The organism is Pseudarthrobacter sp. lyk4-40-TYG-27, from assembly GCF_030209295.1.
Classification (GTDB): domain Bacteria; phylum Actinomycetota; class Actinomycetes; order Actinomycetales; family Micrococcaceae; genus Arthrobacter.
In genome coordinates, this window is sequence record NZ_JARVSH010000004.1 from 489,123 (window position 1) to 512,589 (window position 23,467).

At 67.6% G+C, this 23,467-nt stretch carries 20 protein-coding genes; 7 read left to right on the plus strand and 13 right to left on the minus strand.

Features of this window, described 5'->3' with window-relative positions; all coding sequences use genetic code 11:
- Positions 1–176 precede the first annotated feature (176 nt).
- Positions 177–938, plus strand: coding sequence for a CPBP family intramembrane glutamic endopeptidase (locus tag QRM96_RS10050; RefSeq protein WP_109045217.1), 762 nt, complete (start codon positions 177–179; stop codon positions 936–938).
- Between the two features lie 21 nt (positions 939–959).
- On the opposite strand, the gene QRM96_RS10055 is transcribed toward QRM96_RS10050, so the two are convergent.
- Genes QRM96_RS10055 through QRM96_RS10070 form a run of 4 tightly spaced genes read right to left on the minus strand, consistent with a single transcriptional unit; the run spans position 960 to position 5,883 of the window.
- Positions 960–2,684 (minus strand): hypothetical protein, encoded by a 1,725-nt coding sequence (locus QRM96_RS10055; protein WP_285319513.1) that lies wholly within the window; start codon positions 2,682–2,684, stop codon positions 960–962.
- Positions 2,685–2,723: 39 nt separating this feature from the next.
- Positions 2,724–3,656 (minus strand): carbohydrate ABC transporter permease, encoded by a 933-nt coding sequence (locus tag QRM96_RS10060; RefSeq protein ID WP_018761751.1) that lies wholly within the window; start codon positions 3,654–3,656, stop codon positions 2,724–2,726.
- 3 nt (positions 3,657–3,659) lie between these two features.
- Positions 3,660–4,601 carry a carbohydrate ABC transporter permease gene (locus tag QRM96_RS10065; RefSeq protein ID WP_285319514.1) on the minus strand — a complete coding sequence of 314 codons (942 nt, stop codon included), beginning with the start codon at positions 4,599–4,601 and terminating at the stop codon, positions 3,660–3,662.
- Positions 4,602–4,605: 4 nt separating this feature from the next.
- Positions 4,606–5,883 carry an ABC transporter substrate-binding protein gene (locus tag QRM96_RS10070; RefSeq protein ID WP_109045215.1) on the minus strand — a complete coding sequence of 426 codons (1,278 nt, stop codon included), beginning with the start codon at positions 5,881–5,883 and terminating at the stop codon, positions 4,606–4,608.
- A gap of 163 nt (positions 5,884–6,046) precedes the next feature.
- On the opposite strand from QRM96_RS10070, the gene QRM96_RS10075 reads away from it, so the two are divergent.
- The 4 genes from QRM96_RS10075 to QRM96_RS10090 all read left to right on the plus strand — a co-directional run bounded on the left by QRM96_RS10075 (position 6,047) and on the right by QRM96_RS10090 (position 9,641).
- Complete coding sequence (locus QRM96_RS10075) at positions 6,047–6,487, plus strand: VOC family protein (RefSeq protein ID WP_018761754.1); 441 nt, start codon at positions 6,047–6,049, stop codon at positions 6,485–6,487.
- A gap of 22 nt (positions 6,488–6,509) precedes the next feature.
- Positions 6,510–7,478: a 1,4-dihydroxy-2-naphthoyl-CoA synthase gene (locus QRM96_RS10080; protein WP_285319516.1), complete on the plus strand. Its 969-nt coding sequence runs from the start codon at positions 6,510–6,512 to the stop codon at positions 7,476–7,478.
- Between the two features lie 12 nt (positions 7,479–7,490).
- On the plus strand, positions 7,491–8,684 hold the full coding sequence (locus tag QRM96_RS10085; protein WP_285319517.1) for an AMP-binding protein: 1,194 nt from the start codon (positions 7,491–7,493) through the stop codon (positions 8,682–8,684).
- Between the two features lie 75 nt (positions 8,685–8,759).
- Positions 8,760–9,641 (plus strand): 1,4-dihydroxy-2-naphthoate polyprenyltransferase, encoded by an 882-nt coding sequence (locus tag QRM96_RS10090; protein WP_018761757.1) that lies wholly within the window; start codon positions 8,760–8,762, stop codon positions 9,639–9,641.
- Here the strand turns inward: QRM96_RS10090 and QRM96_RS10095 are convergent.
- The gene (locus tag QRM96_RS10095) at positions 9,638–9,946 is read right to left on the minus strand and encodes a DUF4229 domain-containing protein (RefSeq protein WP_018761758.1); all 309 of its coding nucleotides are present in this window, start codon (positions 9,944–9,946) and stop codon (positions 9,638–9,640) included. The genes QRM96_RS10090 and QRM96_RS10095 overlap by 4 nt on opposite strands.
- A gap of 61 nt (positions 9,947–10,007) precedes the next feature.
- On the opposite strand from QRM96_RS10095, the gene QRM96_RS10100 reads away from it, so the two are divergent.
- Positions 10,008–10,397, plus strand: a complete 390-nt coding sequence (locus QRM96_RS10100; protein WP_018761759.1) for a PLD nuclease N-terminal domain-containing protein — start codon at positions 10,008–10,010, stop codon at positions 10,395–10,397.
- Between the two features lie 65 nt (positions 10,398–10,462).
- Complete coding sequence (locus QRM96_RS10105; protein WP_285319520.1) at positions 10,463–10,972, plus strand: hypothetical protein; 510 nt, start codon at positions 10,463–10,465, stop codon at positions 10,970–10,972.
- Here the strand turns inward: QRM96_RS10105 and QRM96_RS10110 are convergent.
- From QRM96_RS10110 to QRM96_RS10145, 8 genes are all read right to left on the minus strand, one after another.
- Positions 10,964–12,457 carry a dynamin family protein gene (locus QRM96_RS10110; protein ID WP_285319521.1) on the minus strand — a complete coding sequence of 498 codons (1,494 nt, stop codon included), beginning with the start codon at positions 12,455–12,457 and terminating at the stop codon, positions 10,964–10,966. The genes QRM96_RS10105 and QRM96_RS10110 overlap by 9 nt on opposite strands.
- The gene (locus tag QRM96_RS10115; protein WP_285319618.1) at positions 12,454–14,304 is read right to left on the minus strand and encodes a dynamin family protein; all 1,851 of its coding nucleotides are present in this window, start codon (positions 14,302–14,304) and stop codon (positions 12,454–12,456) included. The genes QRM96_RS10110 and QRM96_RS10115 overlap by 4 nt, the downstream gene beginning before the upstream one ends.
- A 122-nt stretch (positions 14,305–14,426) precedes the next feature.
- On the minus strand, positions 14,427–15,359 hold the full coding sequence (locus QRM96_RS10120; RefSeq protein WP_285319523.1) for an IniB N-terminal domain-containing protein: 933 nt from the start codon (positions 15,357–15,359) through the stop codon (positions 14,427–14,429).
- Positions 15,360–15,526: 167 nt separating this feature from the next.
- Positions 15,527–17,614 (minus strand): LuxR C-terminal-related transcriptional regulator, encoded by a 2,088-nt coding sequence (locus QRM96_RS10125; RefSeq protein WP_285319525.1) that lies wholly within the window; start codon positions 17,612–17,614, stop codon positions 15,527–15,529.
- A 1-nt stretch (position 17,615) separates the two neighbouring features.
- On the minus strand, positions 17,616–19,721 hold the full coding sequence (locus QRM96_RS10130) for an Hsp70 family protein (protein WP_285319526.1): 2,106 nt from the start codon (positions 19,719–19,721) through the stop codon (positions 17,616–17,618).
- 126 nt (positions 19,722–19,847) lie between these two features.
- On the minus strand, positions 19,848–20,936 hold the full coding sequence (ccsB, locus tag QRM96_RS10135) for a c-type cytochrome biogenesis protein CcsB (RefSeq protein ID WP_133830580.1): 1,089 nt from the start codon (positions 20,934–20,936) through the stop codon (positions 19,848–19,850).
- On the minus strand, positions 20,936–22,708 hold the full coding sequence (gene resB, locus QRM96_RS10140) for a cytochrome c biogenesis protein ResB (RefSeq protein WP_285319527.1): 1,773 nt from the start codon (positions 22,706–22,708) through the stop codon (positions 20,936–20,938). The genes ccsB and resB overlap by 1 nt, the downstream gene beginning before the upstream one ends.
- Positions 22,708–23,463 (minus strand): cytochrome c biogenesis CcdA family protein, encoded by a 756-nt coding sequence (locus QRM96_RS10145; RefSeq protein WP_109045204.1) that lies wholly within the window; start codon positions 23,461–23,463, stop codon positions 22,708–22,710. The genes resB and QRM96_RS10145 overlap by 1 nt, the downstream gene beginning before the upstream one ends.
- Positions 23,464–23,467: the final 4 nt, after the last annotated feature.

Genomic DNA, 23,467 nt, shown 5'->3' on the forward strand with positions numbered 1-23,467 from the left:
CGCATCCGGAATCCGTATGATACGGCTCACAAAATTCGGCCTTAATGCCAAGTAACCAGCGATTGTGAGCGTAAATCATCGAGTAGCCGAAGCTTCACGCGGCCTGTCCATCCTACAAGACCGGGCGCCGGGTACGTGACGCGCGCTACACGGCACCCCCGGCGATAGGCTGAAGCATGGCCACAGCCCATCGCATACCACCCGCTCCACAGCCACAGCTGTACCGTTTTTCCCGACTGGACCTGGCGGCGCTCTGCCTCTACGTGGCCATCGCGGGATTCTTCGCTGCGGCCGGCGACCTGGTGGCCCCTTTCCTGCGGCAGATTGCGCCGTCCCCGGCCGCCGCCTCGTATGCGGTGAACCTGCTGTTCTATTCCTCGGTGGGAATCGTGGCGCTGTTGGCCGCCCGGAAAGTAGTGGCGCGCGACCTCAAAGTCCTGGCGACCCGGCCGTGGTTCACCCTGCTAATGGTTCCGTCCGCGGTCATCGCGATGCTGGTCCTGACCGCGGTCCTGGTGGCGCTGAACGGGCAGGTGGAAACGTCCGCCAACCAGGCAGGCCTGCAGGCCCTGATACAGCAGGTGCCGCCCTGGCTCATGGTGCCGCTGCTGGTGGTGGTGGGACCATTCGTGGAGGAATACATCTTCCGCCACCTGCTGATCGGCAAGCTGGGCAGGCGGGTGAACATCTGGATCTGCTGCGTCCTCTCGGCAGTGCTGTTCGCGGCGATGCACATCGTGGGGCAGGAGGCCATCACCCTCACGGCACTGCTTCCCTACCTGGCCATGGGGGCCACGCTGGTGTTCGTCTACGTATGGACCGGGAAGAACGTCATGTTTTCCTATTTCGTCCACGCCGCCAAGAATTTGCTGGCCGTGGTCCTGGTCTACTCCATCCCGCCGGAACTGTTCGAGCAGATGCAGCACGTCCAGGCGTAAGCCGGCGCTCAGTCCCGGCGCTCAGTCCGCCAGCGTGTACCCGCGCACTGTGAAGCGGTGCGTGCCGCTGGTCCGCCCCGTGATGTAGACCTTGGTGCCGCCGGCCGCGTTCGTGCCGCCCAGGTAGCGGTAGCTTTCACCCGGGTTGTAGGTGGCAGGAGTATCCGGATCTGCGGGCAGCCCGGGTCCAAACTCAATCACGTCCGTGCCCACCCGGTACGTGCCGGTACCGCCCAGCAGCTGGAAGGTTCCGTGCGCACCTGCCGGCTCCACGCCGTCGAGCACCCCGCCGGGCTGGAAGGTCAGCTCGAGCGCGAAAGCCGTGTGCGTTCCTTCGAACCCAATGTCCAGGCCTACCTCCCCGCCTGCTGCCTTGATCCTGATCTCCGTGGCAAGCCAGTGGACGTCGGCGGCGCGCGAACTGAAATCCATGCCGGCGCTGAACCGGCCTTCATGCTCCAGGGCGTATATGCCATCCGGGCGCTGCCTGGCCGGCGGCAGGGGCTGGTAGAAGTTGGCTTCCAGCTGCTCGGCGAGCACCAGCACGCCGCCCTGCCGCACCGTGTCCTGGCTGCGGAAAGGGCCCAGGTCGAAGAAGCTCCTGGACAGCCGCAGATCGGACAGCACGGCCGCGCCGTGCCCGAAGCGGAGGAAGGTGGAGTTGGTGGCAAGCCCGGAGCCGACGCCCGGAACCAGGGGGTCGCAGCCGCCGAACACGGTGGCCACGGACCCTGCTCCGCGGAACCGGTAGGCGCCGCAACTCTCGAGCGCCGCCGCGGCCGGAGCGAGGGGTGCCGGCAGCGCGGCGGCGTGCGACGGCGGATCGGCAGGCAGGGCCGCTGACAGCCAGGGGTCCAGCCGGGTGAGGGCAAGCAGTTTCGCGGGCTCGTGCAGGGGCAGCCGGGCCAGCCAGGTGGCTGCCGCGGCGAAATCGGCCCGGCCGTCCTGGGCCGCCAGCCGGCGGTACAGGTGAAGGAACGGGGCGGCGCCGAATTGCATCCACTGGTCCTGCCGGCGGGAGAAGACGGATTCCACGGTGCCGTCGGCGTTGAGCCAAGGCAGGAAGGCGGCGAGGTTCCGCCGGACGTGGTCCAGGAGGTCCGTCCGGCCCGTGGCGTCCGCGATGGTCAGCAGCGAGGGATTGGTCACGGCAGTGGCGTACAAGGGGCTGCGCTCGGAGTACATGCCGTCGGGGAGCTGGTCGATGCCCTCGGCCAGCCATTGTTCGATCCGGGCGCCGATGTCCTGCCGCGGGTGCAGCGTGTTGATCTGCGCCAGGGCGGCGGAGAGCTCCCAGCGGTGGTTTGGGGTGTGGACGCCGCCTGCCACCATGGCGTCAACGGACGTGGCGATGATGACCTCGAGCCGCTCGTCCACCTCCGCCAGTAGGTGGTCCGGGGTTTCCGTTGCGCGGACCAGCCGCACCGCCAGGCAGGCGTCGTTCAGGGTGAACGCGGAGTCCGGCGGCGAGGACAGGTTGGTGCCGTCGAACAGGCCGGTGGGCCCTTGGAGGGTCTCCAACCGGTCCAGGCACCGCCGCATCGCCGTGGCAAGGGTTTCCTGCGCGAAGTAGCCGGAGCCGGGCTCGGTGAACACGGCGGCCAGGGCCAGCAGCCTGGCCATGGCCGGCCGGTGCGCCAAGGCCCGCACGTCGTCGTCGTGGGCTGCCAGGAACGCCGCGACCTCCCGGTCCGCTTCTGCCGCCACCCGCGCCTGGAAGGCTGTGTCCGTTGTTGCTGTCTGCACTGTTGCTGCCTTTCACCGGCCCGCCGTGGCGGGACCGTCCTAATCCTTCAGCCCGGCGCTGACGTCTGCGTTGAGCACGTATTTCTGGAAGACGAAGAACACCAGGACCAGCGGCAGGAGCGAGATCACCGAGGCCCCCAGGAGCACCGGCCAGTCGATGTTTTCCGCCCCCACGATGCTCCGCAGCGCCACCTGCAGGGTGTACCACTTGGGGTCGTTGAGCACGATCAGGGGCCAGATGTAGTCGTTCCACCGCCACTGGAACGAAAAGATGGCCAGCGTGAACAGGATGGGCTTGGACAACGGGAGCATGATCCGGAAGAAGATGGCCAGCTCGCCCGCGCCGTCGATCCTGGCGGAGTGCAGCAGGTCATCCGGAACCGTGAGGAAGAACTGCCGGAACATGAACACCCCGGTGGCCGTGAGTACCGACGGGACGATGATGCCGGCCAGCGAGTTGTAGAGGCCCAGGTCCCGGATGACCGAGAACGTGGGGTTCAGGATTACCTCGGTGGGCAGCATGGTGGTGGCCAGGATGCATACGAAGAACAGCCGGGTGCCCTTGTTGTTGTACTTGGCCAGCGCATATCCGGTGCAGGCGCTGAAGAAGACCGTCAGAACCGTGGTGGTGATGGAGACCGTGGCGGTGTTCAGGAAGTACTGCGCAAAGTCCACCCGTTCCCATGCGTCCACGAAGCCTTGGAAGGTCCATTCCCGGGGAATCATGGACAGCGGGTAGCTGAAGAGTTCGCTGCCGGGCTTGAACGAGCTGAGCAGGAACCAGAGCAGGGGTAGCGCGTAGATGGCGGCGATCACCCACATCAGCAGGGTCAGCGGGATGGAGGCCTTGGCCCGGATCTCCCGGTTGCCCGGCTGGGTGCGGCCGTCCCTGCGGCGTGGTGCTGGGTCGTTCCGGGTTGGTTGGGCGTGTTCCTCCGCTACCGCGGGAGGCAGGTTGGCAGCTGTTGCCACGGGTCAGCCCTTCTTCCTGTTGAACCGGAGCTGGATGAGGGCGATGGCCAGCAGGACCACCATCAGCACCATGGAGGCGGCGCTGGCGTAGCCCACCTTTGACTGCTCGAAACCGGTTTTGTAGATGTATTGCACGATCAGGGTGTTCTGCGTTCCGGGGCCGCCGCCGGTCAGCGCCTGGATCATGGCGAATTCCTTCATGGCATGGATGGTGGAGAGCAGGATCACCATGAACGACGTCGGCGCGATGCCCGGCAGGGTGACGTGCCGGAAACGTTGCCAGGCGTTGGCACCATCGAGTTCCGCGGCCTCCAACAGGGATTCCGGAATGTTCTTCAGCGCGGCGATGAACAGCAGCATATTGAAGGCGGTGCCGCCCCACGCCGAGGCGAAGATCACCACGGCGAGGGCCAGGTTGCCGTCGCTGGACCATGGCAGCGGATTCCCGCCCAAGCCGGAAATCAGGAAGTTGATGAAGCCGAAGTCCTGGCCGAACAGCCACTTCCAGATGACGCCCACCACGATGGGCGAAATGAGCCAGGGCAGGAAGATCACGGTCTTTGCCGCTGTGCGTCCGCGGACGGTTTTGCTGACGAGCAACGCGGCCACGCCCAGGGAGCAGACGTAGACCAGCGGGACCGACAGGACCGTGTACACGAAGGTCCGGCCCAGGGCGGCGTAGAACGAGCCGTCAGCGAAGAGCTTCTGGAAGTTGGCCAGGCCGATGAAGTGCAGCTTGCCGATTCCGCGGTAGTCCGTGAAGGAGTACAGCATGCCCAGCGCTCCCGGCCAAACAAAGAACACCAGGAAGAGCACCACGTTGACGCCGATGAGGACCAGCGGGGCGATGACGTAGCGGTTGCGGCGCTTCAGCGCCGACTTGCTGCGGACCGGCCCCGGCTGCGGTGCCGGGGCCGCCGTCGGAGTGATGGTTGGTTGTGCCACGGGATCAGGCCCCGTTGTAGAGCTTCACGATGTTGTCCACCGTGGTCTTGGCGTCCTGGCCGCCGGAGAGCATCTTGACGGTCTCCTCCCGGAGCGGATCGCCGGAGAACGGGGTCTCGGCGTAAGCCTCGATGACCACGCGCTTGATGGCGTTGTCCCCCTTCGCCTGGTTGCCGGCGATTTGCTTTTGGTAAAGCTCGAACGATGCCTGCTGGAACGGGTAGTCCACCTTCAGGTCCTTGACCGGCAGGTAGCCGCCGGTCTTGGCGAACTCGGTGTAGTTGGCGTCGTTGTAGAACCAGTCAATGAACTTCCTGGCTTCCTCATCTGCGCCGGTGTCCTTGAAGGCGACCATGAATCCGCCGCCGAGGTTGGTGGCGTTGACGTCCTTCTTGGGCAGCGGAACGGACAGCCATTCGAAGTCCTTGATGTTCTTGTTGAAATCCGCCACCTGCCAGCTGCCGGAGTAGTAGGCGGCCACCTGGCCGCTCTTGAACATGGCGTTGCCGTCCTCGCCGCTGAGCCAGACGGACTTGGGCATGGTCTGGTCGTCGTTGATCTTCTTGAAGTACTCCAGGGTCTCCACGGCTTTGCTGTCGCCGGTGTACTTGCCGTTTTCCTTGGCGAAGGCGGTGCTGCCGAATTCGTACATCATGGCGCGCAGCCGGTGGCCGGAGCGGTCCATCACCACGCCGTACTTGGCGCCTGCCTTCTCGCGGACCTGGTTCACGGCTGCGATGAACTCATCCCAGGTCCAGGTGGTGTCGATCGACGTCGGGAAGGCGACGCCGGCCTTGGTGAACAAGCTCTTGTTGATGAAGAGCCCCACGGCGGTGAGGTCGGAGGGGATGGCGGGGATAATGCCGTCCGGCGATTGCTGCAGGAAGTTGGGATCGATGTTGTGGGATTTGGCGATGTCCGTGAGGTCCTGGAGCTGGTTGGCCCACAGCGGGTCGAGGCCGGTGACGCGGGCCAGCGCCGGAAGGTCGTTCGCAGTGGCCGCGTTCTTCAGCTTGGTGGTGATGTCCGCGGTGGGGACGTCGACAACCTCGATGGTGATCCCGGTGGCTTCCTTGTACTTCTTGGCGGCGGCGGCGAACGCACCGCCCTGGTTGGTGTCGCCGGACAGGATAAGCTGCAGCGTCTTGGCGCCGCCATCCGAGGAGCTCCCTCCCCCTCCTCCACTGCAGGCGGTGAGGCCGGCAGCCAGGGCCGACAGTCCGAAGGCCGTCAGCCCAAACTGGCGGCGGGTAATGCTGGAGATTCTTGTCGTCTCTGACAATGCTCTGTCCTGTCTCTCGCGATAGCGGGGAAAACCCTTTCCGCTAGAAACTGTGACCTATGTCATGACATATTGTCAAGAATACTTTTGGACGGCGTCAGGATGGGCCGCCCACCCGCGTCAGCCCCTTCCCCAACTCCGCCGCCGCCCTTACCGTGGACGGATGGGACTGAATATCCAAATCGTGATCGACTCGTCAAACCCGCATGAGCTCGCCGACTGGTGGGCCGAAACCTTGCAGTGGGCGGTGGAACCACAGGATGCCGGCTTCATCCGTTCCATGATCGAGCAGGGCTACGCCACCGGGGACCAGACCATAACGCACCGCGGAAACCTCGTGTGGAAGGACGGCGCCGCCATCCGGCCGCCCGAGGAAATAGAAGCCAAAGCCCCCGCGCGTCGCATGCTCTTCCAGACCGCCCCCGAGCAGAAAACCGTGAAAAACCGCGTGCACTGGGACGTGCGGCTGGACGGCCGGGACAAGGACGAGGTGCGGGGCGAACTCGAGGCGCGAGGCGCCACTTTCCTGTGGACGGCCGGGCAAGGGCCGCATTCCTGGCACACCATGGCGGACCCCGAGGGCAACGAGTTCTGCATCAGCTGACGCCGATTACTAGACTTGGACGGTGAGCAACCAGATCCCCGCCCCGGTGTCCGACGTCTTCGATCCCACGCGCTGGCGGGTGGTTTCCGGCTTCGAGGACTTCCAGGACATGACCTACCACCGGCAGGTGGAGCGGGATTCCGACGGCGGCTGGGTGCGTAACCTGCCCACGGTCCGCATCGCATTCAACCGGCCGGAGGTCCGCAACGCGTTCCGTCCAGGCACCGTGGATGAGCTGTACCGCGCCATGGACCACGCCCGCATGACCCCGGACGTTGCCACCGTGCTGCTCACCGGCAACGGCCCCTCCCCCAAGGACGGCGGCCACTCCTTCTGCTCGGGCGGCGACCAGCGGATCCGGGGCCGGGACGGCTATCGGTACGTAGTACAAAACACAGCCGACGGCGAGACCCAGGAGACCATCGACCCCGCCCGTGCCGGACGGCTCCACATCCTCGAAGTCCAGCGGCTCATGCGGACCATGCCCAAGGTGGTCATCGCCGTCGTCAACGGCTGGGCGGCCGGCGGCGGGCACTCGCTGCACGTCGTCTCAGACCTCACCATCGCGTCCCGGCAGCACGGCAAGTTCAAACAGACCGACGCCACGGTGGGCAGTTTCGACGCCGGCTACGGTTCGGCTCTGCTGGCGCGGCAGGTGGGCCAAAAGGCCGCCCGCGAAATCTTCTTCCTCGCCCGCGAATATTCCGCTGAGGACATGGTTCGGATGGGCGCCGTAAACGAGGCTGTAGACCACGCGCGGCTGGAGGAAGTGGCGCTGGAATACGCGGCGGACATCGCCCGGCAGTCGCCCCAGGCCATCCGCATGCTGAAGTTTGCCTTCAACCTGGCCGACGACGGCTTGGCGGGCCAGCAGGTGTTTGCCGGCGAGGCGACCCGGCTGGCCTACATGACCGACGAGGCCGTGGAAGGAAAGGAAGCCTTCCTGCAAAAACGCGACCCCGACTGGTCACGCTTCCCGCACTATTTCTAAGAAGGGACGGCAATGAACAGCGACGAATCACCGGCCGCCGGCACCGGCGGCCCCCTCAACATCGAACCGGCCCTGAAAGCCCTCGCGGCCGCCCTCCACGGCGAGGGCCCCGCCGTCGAACTCTCCGTCGGGGCAGACGGGACACTGGTAGTGGGGCACGTGGAAACCCCCGGCTGCGACGACGCCGTGGCCGTGGTCCGCACTTCCGGATCCACCGGTACCCCCAAGGCGACGCTGCTGACGGTGGAGTCCCTGGCGGCCTCGTCCATGGCCACGGCGCTGCGACTCAAGGGAGAGGGGCAATGGTTGCTGGCCCTCCCCGTGCAGTTCGTTGCCGGAATCCAGGTGCTGGTGCGGTCCCTGTTCGCCGGGACCCGTCCCTGGGTCATGGACATGTCCGGCGGCTTCACGCCGGAGGCCTTCACCGCCGCAGCGCTGGAACTGACAGACAAAATCCGCTTCACCTCCCTGGTTCCCACCCAGCTCCAGCGGCTCCTGGATGACCCGTCGCCGGAAACCCTCGCGGTGCTCCGCCGGTTCAACGCCATCCTGCTGGGCGGCGCCCCGGCGCCGCAGTCCCTGCTGGCAGCTACCCGGGACGCCGGCGTGCGGGTGATCACCACCTACGGTTCCGCCGAAACCTCCGGCGGCTGCATCTACGACGGCTACCCCTTGGAAGGCGTCTCTGTCCGGGTGGCCGCGGACGGCCGGATCCTCCTGGGCGGGGACACGGTGGCGGCCGGCTACATCGAGGCACCGGATGAAGAAACCGGGACGTTCTTCGAGGAGGACGGCGTGCGCTGGTACCGCACCAGCGACCTCGGCTCCATCGACGACGACGGCCGCCTCACTGTGCTGGGCCGGGCCGACGACGTCATCATCACCGGCGGCATCAAGGTTTCCGCCGCGCACGTGCAGGAGCAGTTGGAACAGTCCGACGCCGTCTCCTCGGCGTTCGTTGCCGGCGTTCCCTCCGCGGAATGGGGCCAGGCCGTGGCCGCCTACGTGGCCCTTGCCGGGGACGGCGCTTCCGGGCACGAAGCCGGGGACTCCGCCGTCGTGCTCCAACAACAGTGGCAACAGCAACTGGGGGTCCTGGCACCCAAGACCGTCCTCACCGCACCGGAGCTGCGGATGCTGCCAAACGGCAAACCCGACCGGCTCGCCATGACCGCGGAACTCAGTGCCCTGCACGAGGGAAAGTAGAGTGGACCTGCACCACCGCGGCGGGTGCGCCCGCTCCATCCTGCCGTCATATCGAAACAACACGAGGTACTAACCGTGGCCACAGCCGCCCAATGGATCCAAGGCGCCCGACTCCGGACACTTCCGGCAGCGATCGCGCCGGTGCTGATCGGCACCGCCGCCGCCTACGAAATGGACTCGTTCCTGCTGCCCAACGCCATCCTCGCGGCCCTGGTGGCACTCCTGCTGCAAGTTGGCGTGAACTTCGCCAACGACTACTCGGACGGCATCCGCGGTACCGACGACGACCGCGTCGGGCCGTTGCGGCTGGTGGGCTCGGGCGCCGCCAAGCCTGAGCATGTGAAGTGGGCCGCGTTCGGCACGTTTGCCCTGGCCATGGTGTTCGGCCTGGCCCTGGTGGTCCTGACCCAGGCGTGGTGGCTGATCCTGGTGGGGCTGGGCTGCGTCATGGCCGCCTGGGGCTACACGGGCGGCAAGAACCCCTACGGCTACATGGGCCTCGGCGACCTGTTCGTCTTCGTGTTCTTTGGCCTGGTGGCCACCTTGGGTACCACCTACACCCAGGCCGGGCACATCAGCCTGCCGGCAGTCATCGGCGCGATCGGGACCGGGCTGATCGCCACCGCACTGCTGATGGCCAACAACGTCAGGGACATCCCCACGGACATGCAGGCCGGCAAGAAGACCCTCGCCGTGCGGCTCGGAGACAAGCATGCGCGCGAAAGCTACGTCCTGATGCTGGCCGTCGCCATCCTGCTGGTGGTGATCCTGGCCCCTGGCCGGCCATGGATCCTGATTGTGCTGCTGCTCATTCCGGCATGCCTGATGCCGGCCTGGCTGATGATCAACGGGCGCAAGCGCAAGAGCCTGATCCCGGTCCTTAAGCAGACCGGGCTGATCAACCTCGGCTACAGCATTTTGTTCTCACTGGGGCTGATCCTCAGCCACGGGTTCTAGGCGTTCTTTTTGCCCTTGGCATTGTTGATGGTGATGTCGGGGTTGGCATCGAGGAGGGCGTCCTCGGCGTTCGCGTCCTGGATTTCCCCGGCCGAGCGAAGCGGCTTGGCCTTTCCGGAAAAGCGATGCTGCAGGGCTGCGGTGGCAGCGTCCCGCTGTTTCTGGAAGAACAGGTAGCTGATGGCGAAGGCAATGACCGCGGCGCAGACCACGGACATCAACACCCCGACCTGCAGGAACGCGAACAGGACGAACAGGGGCACGAAGATCGCGAGCCGGATCAGGGAATATTTCAAAAAGGCCACTATTCAAGTTTAGCCGCCTCCGCCCGCGGCCCCTGCGCGTCCTGACGATAGACTTGATGGCATGCTCTTCCGTGTGGCTTTGGCCGTCGCAGTCCTCGTCATCTTTGTGTATGGCCTGGTGGACGTGATCCGTACCGAGGGCCGCCTGACCCGGGGCATTTCCAAACCGGCGTGGATTATCGTCCAGATCATCCTGCCCGTCCTGGGCGCCATCCTGTGGTTGCTGATCGGCAGGCCGCGCGGCACAGCGCAGCCCCGGCCGAGCTACCCCCACCCCACCGCTCCTGACGACGATCCCGACTTCCTCCGCAACTTGGAGGCCCGGCGCCGTAACCAGGCCGAGGCTGAGCGGCTCAAGAAGCTCAAGGATGAACTGGATGCCAAGGCCAAGGACGACGACCGGAAACCCAGGCACGACACCGACGAACACGATACCGACGGACTGAAATAGGGGCCATGACGTCCCCGCCCGGAGGAGACGAGCAGCGTCTGTCCCATCCTCCACCTCGGCCGGGGATGTCCTGGTCCGCACCGCCGCCCATCCCGGCCACCCCTTCCCTGCCCGGCACGGTCAGGACTGCACGCACCCTCTGGGTCCTCAGCTTCCTCGCCGGGCTTACCGTGCTGGCCGGCTCGTTCGTGGCCCGCGATTCGAACCTGCACCGCCTCCGCGCCGTGGTGGCGGACACAGCGGCCCGCAACGGCATGGCGTCCGCAGGCACCGCGGCGGAGATCGTCTTTTGGGGAAGCATGGGCGCCCTGCTGCTGGCCACGCTCCTGGAGGCGATGGCCTTGGCTGCTGTGCTGGCCCGCAGGGCCTGGGCACGTTGGGTCCTTCTTACGCTGCTGGCCAGCCACTTGCCCGTGCTGCTGCTGGCGTCCGTTTTCCTGGTCCCCACCGGCGCGGCCGGCAGCTATGTGGTGATGCTGTGGGTGGCCGGAATGGCCCTGGCGTTCGGCGGACTGGTGCTGCTGTTCCTGCCGACGGCCGGCGCCTGGCTGCGGCGAGGACGCTCCCTAGGCTGACCGCGGCTGGCGTTGCCGGCCGGAGCTCCCGGCCACCACGCCCTCGCAGCTGCGGATCACCACCCGGCATGCCTCCGCGGCCGGCCTTCCGGTCAGGGGGCTCTCGGCCACCCCGCGCCAGCGTGCCAGGTACCGACGGGCCTCGGCCGCCAGCACCTCGGGGCTGGACCCGGCGTCCAGGCCCAGCCGCACCCAGGAGGCCGCGCCGTTGCCGCCGACCAGCCGTTCAGCTTCCGCACTCAGTTCCGAAGGCAGGTCCACGCCCGTGGTCCGCAACACCGCGAGCAACTGGAGCTCCCGGAACTCGTGGGCGTTTACCTGGAGCCGTTCCAGGGCGGCCGCCAGGCGCTCCGTCCCCTCGCGGGGGCGGCTGGCCAGGAGGTTCTCCACTGCCGCCAGCGCGGTCCTGGCCTTCAGCGCCTCGGACCGCGCCTGGAACTGGCGGTCCAGCACATCCAGCAGCGGATCCAGTCCGCTGCGCCGGGCAAGCTCGTGGGCGAGGGGTGTGGCTTCGGTAAACCCGTTCCGGATAAGGACCGAAGCCAGCCGGATGCCAAAGAGCCCGTAGCGCTCCAGGAGGCCCGTCCGTGCCTCCTCCGTCAGTCCCGCGGGCTCGGTGGACCGGCGGAACCTGTCGGCGGAAAGCAGCATCCTTTCACGGACGGTCCGGTCGAGGCCTGCCAGCATGCGCAGGGCCTCAAAGTCTGCCTGGCGGAGGGTGCGGGCACTTTGGGCCAGGAGTCCGGCCACGGGGACCACCGCCAGCGCCAGTTTCCGCAGGTTGGGGTCTTGGCTGTACCGCTCCGCGATGCTGCCGGCGGAAATCAGGGAGTCAATCCGGCCGGCCCCGACTTCATCTGCACGGGACAGCACCGCAATGGCATTGACCGTGCCGGAGCGCCCGGCCCGGGTGTCATGGAAGGATTCGAGGAACCGGAGGTCTGACGCGTGCAGGTGGCGCATCAGGTAGATGACGGCGTCAGCTTCCGAGGCCGAATCCTCCGGAGTGAGGAACGCCAGGCTCCGTGCGGACACGTCCCGGGACAGGGATGCGATCCCCGGGGTGTCGATCAGGGTCATGCCCTGCAGTGCCGGTGCCGGCCATTCGACCTCGAGCCTTTCCACTTCCTCCGCCTGCATCCCGTCCAGGACGAAGACCAGGCGACCGTCCACGCGTTTCAGCGGCAGGTTCCGCCGCTCCCCATTGACGGGGTGCAGCGTGATGCGCGGCGTGGGTCCGTGCCGGTACCACGTGACGATTTTGGTGCATTCGCCGGTGTCCGTGGGAGCGATTTCTTCACCGATGATGGCGTTCAGGAGGGTGGACTTCCCTGCCTTGACCATGCCCGCCACGGCGATCCTGAGCGGCTCGGCGAGCCGCCGGGCATAGCCCTGCAGCATCCCGGCGGCTTCCCGGTCGTCGCGGTAGGCCTCCAGGGTGTCCCGGATGAGCTTCGCGGCCCCGGCCATGGTGGCCGCTGTCATCCCACCCCCGCCGCGGTGCGGACGCCGGAGGCGCTTACCTCGGCGGCTATGGCTTCGGCGGCCCGGTGCAATGCCTCCACCTTCTTGAGCTCGGTCCTGATGTCCCGGATGCGGCCTTCCTTCTCCTGGGCATAGGAGTTGGCGGCCTTTTGGGCTGCCGCCACGGAGTCGGACAGGGAGCGGTGGTATTCGTCGGCGATTTCAGTGAAGTGGTCCCGCGTGGTCCGCTGGACCAGGCGAAGCCTGTCCTTGAGTTGCTTTCCCACCTGGAACGTCACGTCGTCGAGTTGGCGCCTGACCAGGGTTTTGGCTTCGCCCTGGCGGCGTTTCAGCCGCGCTTCCTTGTCTTCCCGGTAGGCCTTGCGTCCCAGCAGCAGGCCGGCTCCTACGGAGAGCGGATTGATCAGGGCCATCCCGAATATCCCGGTGAGGAGGCCGAACATCAGCACGCCACCGTAGGACCCGCGCATGCCGATCAGGACCTTCTGGACCGGGTTCACCCGGCCGGGATCCAACCCGGGCATCTGGTCCACCGGGTCGAGGGCGTCCCCCGCGTCGGAGACGTGCAGGACGGGCAAGGACACCTCGTCCGCGGCAAAGTGCTCTGCCACCTGGGCCGCGAGCCATTGGGACCGTTCGCTGGTCCAGACGAACGTGTCGGAAACTGCTGCGGCAACGCATTCTTCGAGCCACTGGGAGAACTCGGTCCAGACCGGCCCGGGATCGCCTTGGTCGATCGCGGCCTCGGCTTCGCGTTGGATCCGGCGCAGGCGGTCCCTAAGGTCGTACTCCATGTCGGCAATGAGGTCGTTGATGCCGTCACTGAGGGTCAGCTGCCAGCGCGCGGAGCGTTTCCGCAGTTCGTCGGCTTCGGCTTTGGCCTGTTCCAGCGCCTCGAGCATGTGCGGGGTCCCGTCCGGATTCTCCAGGGCCTCCAGCTCGGATTGGAGGGACAACCGGAGGTTCGCCGTGACCGAGAGCAGGTCCTGGCTGACGGAGCGCCGCTGGAGGCGCTGGGCCTTCGCAACGACCTCATTGCGCAGGTGCGCTACCAGGCCGGGATAGCCGGATTCGGCGTTGAGCTCATTGTCCTGGAGCCGCGAGGCCTCCAGCCGTAGGTCTGCGGACACGGGGAACAGCGGAATGTCCGGTGCCACGTGGTCAAGGTGGGCCCTGTCCAACGCCTCCACGCGCCGCCAGTCCGGGTAGAGGTCTGTCTTGGAGAGCACCGCTGCCACGCTGGGAGTGATCCGCATGGCCTTTCGCAGGAAGCGGAGTTCGGGTTCGGTGTATTCCTGGGACGCATCCGAGACCAGCAGCACGGCGTCGGCCGTAGGCAGTGCGGTAAGCGTCGTCAGCGTGTGGGTCGACCCCATGCCGCCCACACCCGGGGAGTCGATGATGGTGAGGCCGCCGGTCAGGACCCGCCTGGGCAGGTAAACCTCTGCGGCGGTCAGCTTCCTGCTGTTGCCCGGGTTGCCTTGCTCGGAGACGAGCGCAGGCAGCTCCGCCAGGTCCACTGGACGGCGTTCGAGGCCTTCTTCCTCGCCGTCGGGAGTGCCGGCCGCGGGAACCTGGATGGCGGCAGACGCCGGGTCCCCGTACCGGACAGCTGTGGGAACAGACGTGGCAATGTCATCGTCCACCGGACACACGGGGGCGTTCACCAGGGCATTGATGAGCTTGCTCTTGCCCTGTTTGAACTCCCCCACCACAATCACCCTGATGCTTGGATCCTGCAACCGGCCCACAGCCTGCTCCAGCCTCTTCCGCAGGTCCGGGCGGTCCCCGCTCCCCACCAGCTGCAAGCCCTGCTCAACCAGCTTCATCAGCTGGCCCGCCGTCATGGGGTCAACGGGCCTTGCGGGTCCTGCTTCTGCCACGGCGCGCCCTTCGTTCCAGTACCCAATGTCCCGGGCGGGAGGTGGACGCCTCCTGCCCGCCGGTTTACCTTTCCGGCACCAGCGTGTTACAGCCCGGCTGAGTCGTCAACCACCGGAACGTCGATGATGTGGTGGGCCTCCAGGTCCGCATCAGGGTGGGCCGGGTTATCCTCGGCGAAATCGAGCTGGCTGTCCCCGACCAGGCTGGTGGCCGCGTTGTCCTGGAAGGGGTCGTCCGGGTGTGCATCCAGCGCCATGGCCCCATGTCCGGCGGGATCGCTGTACGGACCGCCGGCTGGGGAGAACAGGCCGGCCTCCAGGGCGTGGCCGGAATGCCCGGGTTCCTCGGCGGATGAATCATCCGGGTCGAGGCCGGGACCGGCGGCCAGGGAGCCGGACAGCCCGCCGTGATCGTCCCAGGGGCCGTTCGCCGCATCGGCGTCCCCGGGACCTGCGTCCCCAATACCTGGAGCCCCAATGGCGGCGTCGCCGAACACGGCTGGGGCATGGGCTGAGGCCGCGGCCGCGTGGTCACCCGGTGCCACCGCAAGCTCGTTGTCGAACCACTGTTCCGCGTCCCCGTGGGCCCAGACGTTCTGTGGCGCGGATTGGCCTGCGATGGTGGCCCGCTCATCGACGATGGTGGCGCCGGCGGTGTGGGGGAAATGGTCCACCACGTGGTGGAGCTGCTGGACTGCGTAGGCGTGGTCGTCAGGGTCGTGGGCAGTACCGCCGTAGCCCGTGCCATGGCCGCCGGGCCCTGCCGCCGGGCCCGCGGGACCGGTCCACGGGCCGTTACCGCCGCTGCTGTAGCTCCGCTCGAACGAGGAAGCGTTGACCGTGATGGGGGCGTAGTCGAGGACAACAGGCATGGCGGCGTCGACATCGGCCGAACATACGTTGCCCAATCCGTGGTCCGCCAACGCCCGTTCCGGGTTGTCCAGGAACGCCTGGACTGCTTCCCGGTCGCCGAAGAGTTTCATGAGGAACTGCACGAGGTCGTTCGCGAGTGTTGGCATCTGCCTGCTCCTCACATCTTCTTCGAGTTTCGGAATCGACGGGTGCAGGACCCGGCCTGGTTCAAACCTAGGTTCGCAGCCGTGCACGGGGCATCGGGCTCATTCCCCCTAACGGCGGGCCTGGATGCGGGGTTCGGGCACCCCCGCCGCTAGGGGCATTAGGGGTTTCATTCCTGCCGCGGATGCAGGTGCTGGGGTTTGGCCGGCGCGGAATTGTCGGTGCCGAGGGCAAGGCGCAGGCGGGCCAGCAGGTCGGAGCGGTTCTCGGCCCCAAGCCGGCGCCTGATGCGGGCGATGTGGTGCTCCGCCGTCCGGGGCGAAATGTAGATGGACTCCCCGATCTCCCGGTACGTTTTGCCTTCCAGCACCAGCCTGGCCACTTCCTTCTCCCGCTCGCTCAGTCCCGAGGCGTCAGGCTGGCCCTTTCCGCCGGTCTCGGCGTTGGTTCCTGCCGATACCTCCGGCGTCCCGGCCGGGCCGCCCTGCGGGTGGAGGTCCCGGGCGCAGGCAAGCAGGCGCATCATGTCCCTGCGGTCCTCAGCCCGCGCGGCAGCGTGCCCGGCGAGGCGTGCCCCCTCCCATGGCATCCCCACCCCGCCCAGCAGCCTGGCAGCACCCTCCACTTCGGCGGGCCGGAACCTCCCGGCCAGCACCGAAACCCAGGCTTTGCCCGCGGCGGCCAGGATGGCGGCGAGGTGGCTGTGGGTCGAGGCCCTGGCCAGCGCCGTCGCGTGTGGGGCGAGGTCGGCGGGGCTCTCGTTCAGCAGCGCAGCCTGCACCGCGGCCCAATGCAGCGGAACGGTCCACAAGGGAGGTTCCCCCAGGCGGCCGAGCAGCTTCCACGCCTCGTCCACGTAATGCGCCACGCGGCGCGTCTCCCGCAGCCGGGACGCGGCAATGAGGAGTTCGCCCCAGGGCAGCACGCTGTAGAGGTCCACGGATGTATGCAGCATGGCCTCGCGGGCGCGTTCCCAGGCCCGGAGGAGTTCCGGAACCTCGCCATTCCTGCGGGCCAGCCCCACGTCGAGCGCCGCACTGAGGAATTCGTCACGCGGGACCAGCGGCCAGTGGTTGATCTTGGCGGCCTCCGTGGCTGCCAGCCGCGCCTCGTCGGGTTTGTCCTGCATCATGGCCGCCCAGGCCTGGATGAGCAGGAGCCTTGGCTGGGCGGCGCTTCCTCCTTGGCCCGCCGCCACGGCTGCCCGGCATACTGTCTCGGCCAGGTGCGGCTCCCCGCTGTGCAGGGCCAGCAGTGCGGCCAGTGCACCGGGTGTTTCCGGCAACGGAAGCGCCGTGCCGGCCGAGTTCAGCAGGTCCGAGGCATGGATCAGTACGGCGATTCCCTGTTGCGGTTTCTCCCCCAGGGAGGCGAGGATTCCCTCGCCGGTCTGGAGCAGTGCGGACGCGAGGAGTGTCGGGGAGGCCTGCGGGGCTCCCGGCGGAAAGAAGGCTTCCGCGCCCTTGAGGTCTCCGGTCCCCAGGATGGCGACGGCGGCCAGCGGCGCGGATGCCCCCACGCGCTCGGGGCCCAGCCAGTTGTAGGCGTCGCCGGCGCGGGCCAGCATTCCCCGCTGGGCCCACACGGAGGCGGCCACATCGACGCCGCGGCGGACGTCCGGGGGGTCTGGGCTGACCAGGAGGGTGTCGATGATCCGCGCCGCGGCGTCGAGTTCCCCGTCACCGGCTGCGGCCTGCGCGCGCCGGGCTGCAGTTGCCAGGGGATCGGCTCCGGCCAGGAGGGCCTCCTCGTAGAGCTGCGAGGCGAGCCTGGGGTCATGCTGCAGCGCCGCGTCTGCGGCCTGCTCCAGTTCCATGGCTACGCGCGGATCTGCGAGGCCTCCCCGTGCCAGTTCCCGGGCAATGGTTCCGAGCGGTTGCCCTGCGGACGCGAAGACGGTTACGAGTTCCCGCTGGAGGGCATGGATCTTGGCGGTCGGGGTAACGGCCAACAGGGCGTGCCGGGCCGGGCCCACCACCGAGCCGTCCGGCATCAGCAGCCCCGCTGACTCGGCGCGGTCCACCAGGGCGTCAAGGTTGTCCGCTCCCCTGCCAACTTTGTGCTGAAGCTCTGCCGGCAGCGGACCGGGCAATGCGAAACCCACGGAAAGCGCCAGCAGCAGTTCGCGTACTGCACCGTTGGCCCCCCTCAACTGCGTGGCCACTAATTCCGCGGCATGGGGCGGGTGCCCCGGGTGCTGCTGCAGCGCAGCGTGCAGGGATCCGGGCCGTTCCACACGCTGCAGGTTCCCGTCCATATCAGGCCGCCGGGGACGTCGTCGGGGCCGTCGCCACGGCCGCATCAGTGGGCGTGGGCGTAGGGTTTGTTTCCTCGGGCGTCGGGGATGGGGCGGTGGCCGGCACGGGCGTCAGGTCTACCGATGTCGGGGACACGATGGGAGCCGTGGCCGGGTCAGAAACCCCGGTCGTGGTGGGCACCGCCGTCGAGAGCGGTGTGGGCGTGGGTGCTGCCGAGGTGGCCGGGTCGGTGGGGCTCGTGGAACCGGAAACAGGCGTAGGTTCGGTGGTGGTACTCGGCGGCGCGGTCTCCGTCGGTGTCGCGGTGTCCGACGGAGAGGCAGTTCCCGTCCCGGGGCCCGTGCTGCCGGGCGGGGCGGTATCCGGTGGCGGCGCGGGAGCCACGGTCACGGATTCAGGCACCACTCCTGTGCCGGCGGTCCCCGTCCCTGCCGGGGCGCCCCCGGCCGTGGCACCATCGGCGGCCCCGGCGCCCGTAGTCGCCGCACCGCCCAGCTCCTGCTGTTTGCTGGTGGGAGAGGCGGAAACGTCCAGGCCCGCCTGCGGCGCGAGCGGCTTTTTCGCAACGGCCTCGATTCCGACCAGCGGCTGCGGGTTCACCGCGACAGCGGCTCCCCCGGTGCCCGGGGCTTCCGTCCCTGCCGGGCCGGTGGCCGTTCCCGGACCGGAAGCTCCGGTGTCGGCCCCTGCCTGCGGGACGAATATCGACGTCAGGTTCCCCAACCCGGCAGGGCTTTGGGCGGTCGTGGCCGTGAGGACCGTCAGGATGGCGGCCGCGGCGGCGACCGCCGTGACGCGGACCGTCGGTTTCGGGGCGTGCGCACCCCTTCGGCCGCCCCGCACTCCGGTAAGCCGGCCCGTCCCCACCAAGGCCCCCGCCGTCGTCGCATGCTGGCGTGACCAGCTGGGCCTGACCGGGGCACCGGACACGCTTGGTGCTGCGGGAACAGGGACGACGGCGGCCGGGCCCCCGGCTGCCGCGGCAACAGGCCCGGACGCGGCGGCCAGGGCCGGGGCGGCCGCTGCGTGTGCCAGGACGGCCGCCACGGCGGCCCCGAGGCAGATGGATGATTTCGGATCGGCGTCCACCGCAATGGGCCGTCCCAGTTGTTCGGACACCAGCTGCGCCACCAGGGGAATCCGTGACGAGCCACCGATCAGGAGGACCGCGGAGAGGTCCGCGGCTTCAAGGTGGAGCCTGGCCAGTGATTGTTCCAGCGCGTCCACCGTGTCCCGCACGGGGTCCTCGATCAGCGCCTCGAACTCGGCCCGCACCAGCCGCACCTGTTGCTGGACGCCGGGGAGCAGCACCGGAATGGTGGCTTCGCTGTCCGCAGAGAGGGCCTCTTTGGCCTCGACGCATTCACGCCGGAGCCGGCTCAGGGCGCCCATCACGGCGGGATCGGCGGGGTCGAGGTCCGCCAGGACAGTGCCGGTATGCTGCGCGACGTAGCGGAACACGGCGGCGTCAAAGTCCGCCCCGCCCAGGTCCTCGATGCCATCGGGGCGGCCCAGGAGCTCGAAGCGGCCGCCGCCGGACTTCCTTAGCACGGCGGTGTCGAAGGTCCCGCCGCCGAGGTCGTACACCGCGATGGTGCTTCCGTCCTCCACCCGCACTTGGGAGGCGTAGTGCAGGGCCGCAGCCTCGGGTTCGGGAAGGAGCGTGACGTTGTCCAGGCCGTGGGCGGCCAGCGCGTCGCGGATGGCGGACAGCCGGTGGATTCCCCAGGCTGCCGGGTGGGTCAGGAAGATGGCCGCCGGGAGCGCGCCTTCGCGTTCGGCCGCACGGCTGGCCACCCACCGGGCCACGGTGGCGAACACATCTTCAGGCCGTACCGCCAGGGTGCCCAGGGCGAACGGGACGTCGTCACCGACGCGCCGCTTGAACTCGCGGATGACGCGGCCGGGTGAGTCAAGGCCGCGACGCTCCGCGGCTTCCCCCACCAGGACCGGGCCCTCTTCCGGGTAGTACACAACGGAGGGCACGGACGTTCCTCGGAGGCCTAACGGCAGGCACTCCGGAAGGGGCGAAGCACCTTCGTCGAAACGGACAACGGCGGCCGCTGTGTAACTGGTTCCGACGTCGACGGCGAGAGCATAGCTCATGGGTACCTCGGAAAACTGGTGATCCGCCTGCAAACTTCATCACAGGGAACCTGACCAAAGTAGCATTTCCGAAGGACCGGGGAACAGCCCTGTTGCTACATCGAATGGTTATTCGATGCCGGCGGCTTAGAGCCCGGAGTAGGAATGGAGCCCGTTGAACAACGTGTTCACGATGGTGAAGTTGAAGATCACGCAGCAGTAGCCCACGATCGACAGCCAGGCGGCGCGGGTTCCGGTCCAGCCGCGGGTGGCCCGGGCGTGCAGGTAGCCGGCGTAGACAACCCAGATCACGAACGTCCATACCTCTTTGGTGTCCCAGCCCCAGAACCGGCCCCAGGCCTTCTCCGCCCAAATCGCACCGAACATGAGCGTGAAGGTCCAGCCGATGAAGGCAATGGCGTTGATGCGGTAGGACAGGTTTTCGAGGCTGAGCGCCGAGGGCACCAGGCGCATGAAGCCGAGCTTGTCGGCGCCGCCTGCGGCGACGGCCTTCTGCCGGTGGGACTGGACCAGCTGCAGGGCGGACATGGCGAACGTCAGTGTGAACAAGGCGGACGACAGCACCGCAATGGAAACGTGGATGACCAGCCAGTAGCTCTGCAGCGCGGGCACGAGGTGGCCGACGGGGGTCCAGAAGGCCACGGATGCAGCAACCATCATGATGATGACCAGGCCCACTATGAAGGTGCCCAGGAAGCGGAGGTCGCGGCGGATCAGGGAGAGGAGGAACACAGCCGCCACCAGGAACGCGCCGGTGGTAAGGAATTCGTACATGTTGCCCCATGGCACCCGGCCGGCACCAAGGGCCCTGGTCACCACGCCGGCGCCGTGGATGAGGACGGCGAGGGTGGTCAGGGCCACGGCGACCCGCGCCGGGACCCGGCGCTCCGCGGCGTACTTCATGTCGCCGTCGGCCGTGGCGACGCCGCCGGAACCTGCCCCGTTGGCCTTGGCAGTTGACGACGACGGCCGCTCGGCCCGGCCGGCGGGCCCGTCCAGGCGGGCCTCGGCGGAGCCGGCGCCAACGCCGGCTGCTACGGGAACCTTGGCCGGGGCACCCGCCTGGGCCGCCTTGAGGTCCACTGCGCGCAGCGCCTTGCTGCTTTTGGCCAGGTCCCATGCGAAGGCGATGAAAGCCACCGTGTAGGTACCCGCCGCCAGCAGCATGAAGAGTTCGCTGTACTGGCCCATGGTTTCGTTGATTCCAAATGGCATTACTGGTCCTTTTCGGGCCCGGTGGGGCCTGCTGGGGTGCTGACGGAGCCTGCGACATTATCGCCTGCCCGGCTGGGAGTTTGCTGGGACCCGGCGGTGCCTTCGGCATCAGCGTGGTCGGATGCCGTTTCGTCGGCGGCGTTGTCCTCGGGCAGTTGCCATTCCGTGGCGAAGAGTTTCCGGAGGGCGGCCGCCTCGCCGGCGAGGCGGTGGTCCTCACCGCGGGCCAGGAGCCCGTACTCCACCATGGTCCGGCCGTCCGCCGCGGTGCCGGTGCGCACCCAGACGCGCCGGCGGTTGACGTAGAGCGAGACGATCAGGCCCGCCACCGCGAGGAGCGCGAAGACCAGGGCGTAGACCTGGCCCGGGTTGTGGTGGATGTCCACACCGATGTAGCGCTTCACCCCGTCAAAACTGATGGTGCCCTTGCCATCCGGCAGGGTGTAGCTGGAGCCCGGAGCCAGGGTGATGCCGCCTGCGGCCAGGTTCCTCGCGTTGAGCGGCGTCAGGTTCCTGACGTCGAGTTCGAAGACGTTCTGCGGCGCACCGCTGTTCAGGCCCAGGTCGCCGTAGTAGGAGTTCAGGGTCAGCTGCGGGTTGAACAGCTCGGGGTCGGCGCTGAACGAAACGTTCTTGTCCGTGACGAACGCGGTGGGGAGGAAGAAGCCCACGAAGCCCAGCTGGTCCGGCTTCGCGTCGGGGACCTTGATCACCACGGAGGAGTAGTAGTTGTCCCCCTGCAGCTTGGCCACCACCGGGCCCTGCATGGCGATGTTCCCGGCTCCGTCGCGGACCGTGACCACGGGTGCGTAGCCGTTGCCGGTGAGGTAGATGCTGGTGCCGCCCAGGCTCACGGGATCGTTGACCTTCAGGATTTCCTGTTTGGCGGGGGCGTCCGGGGTTTCCTTGGTGGTGACGGCGGCCGAGAAGTCGATGGGCTGGCCGAACTTGCCCTTCGATTCCCGGTCAAAGGTGATGTTGAACTTGTCCAGCTGCAGCGAGTAGGGCTGGAGCTGGCTGGACTGGAAGTTGGTGCCCGGGTTGAACTGGTCGTAGCCCACCAGGGTGTTCACGAACGTGTCGCCTTCCACCAGGATGCGCTGGCCGCTGTACCCGAACAGGCCGCCGGCGGCGACGGACACCAGCACGCCGATCAGCGAGGTGTGGAAGACCAGGTTGCCCACTTCCTTCAGGAAGCCACGCTCGGCACCCAGGGACGGCAGGGCGCCGTCGGCATCCCTGACCTCCACGCGGTAGCCGCGCTTGCGGAGCAGCCCGGCGGCGCTGCGGATGGCGTCCGACGCCGGGATCCCGGCGTCGGCGGGAACCACCAGGGTGCCGTATTCGGGGAGCCGGGACAAACGCTGCGGGGTACGCGGCGGCTGGGAACGCATGGCCTTGTAGTGGGCAATGGCTCGCGGCACCACGCAACCGATCAGCGAGATGAAGAGCAGCAGGTAGATCGCGGAGAACCAGGCCGAGGAGTAGACGTCGTAGAGCTGCAGGGAGTCCAGCAGCTTGCCGTAGTCCGGGTGGTCCTTGATGTACTGGGTCACCACGGAGGGGTTGGCAGGCCGCTGCGGGAACAGGGAGCCGGGGACGGCGGCGACGGCGAGGAGCAGCAGCAGGAACAGTGCTGTCCGCATGCTGGTCAGCTGGGTCCAGGCCCACCGCAGCATGCCAACCGGGCCCAGCACCGGGAGGGTGGCTTCTGCCTTGGCTTCCGCGACAGGGGTGGCTTGCTTCTTCTTTACGTTCACACGCTCGCTCATCAGATCGGCAACTTCACGTCGGTTTGGAACCAGTACTGCAGCCCGGTCACCCAGGCTCCCCAGACGCCGGTGGCCATCAGCAGGCCCAGCACCACCAGGATGCCGCCGCCGGTCCGCTGGATGGCAAGGCGGTGTTTGCGGAAGAACGCCATGACGCCCATCCCGCGGCGCACCGCCAGCGCGATCAGCAGGAACGGGATGCCCAGTCCCAGGCTGTAGACGAACGCCAGGAATGCGCCCTTGGCTGCGGACGATCCGCCGGAGAGGCTCAGCAGCTGCACGGCGGAGTAGGTAGGCCCGATGCACGGCGCCCAGCCCAACCCGAAGGTCAGGCCCAGCAACGGTGCTCCCCAGAGCCCGGCAGGGGGTTTGGCGTGGATTTTCGCGTCCCGCTGGAGCCAGCTGAAGCCGCCCATGAACACGATGCCCATGACGATCACCAGGATCCCCAGGAGCTGGGTGATCCAGGCATTGCGGCTGCCGCTGATCAGGGTGCCCAGCTGCCCGAAGGCGCCGCCCAGCAGGACAAAGATCACCGAAAAGCCCAGGACGAACAAGCCGATGCCGGCCAGCATCCTGCCGCGCTTTTGCTTCTGCAGGTCAACGCCGCTCAATCCCGTGACGTAGCCGAGGTAGCCCGGAACGAGGGGCAGCACGCAGGGCGAGAGGAAGGACACCAGCCCGGCAAGCAGCGCCACCGGGATGGCCAGGAGGAGCGAGCCGCTGAGGATGGCTTCGGCGAAGGGACTGTTCACGGTT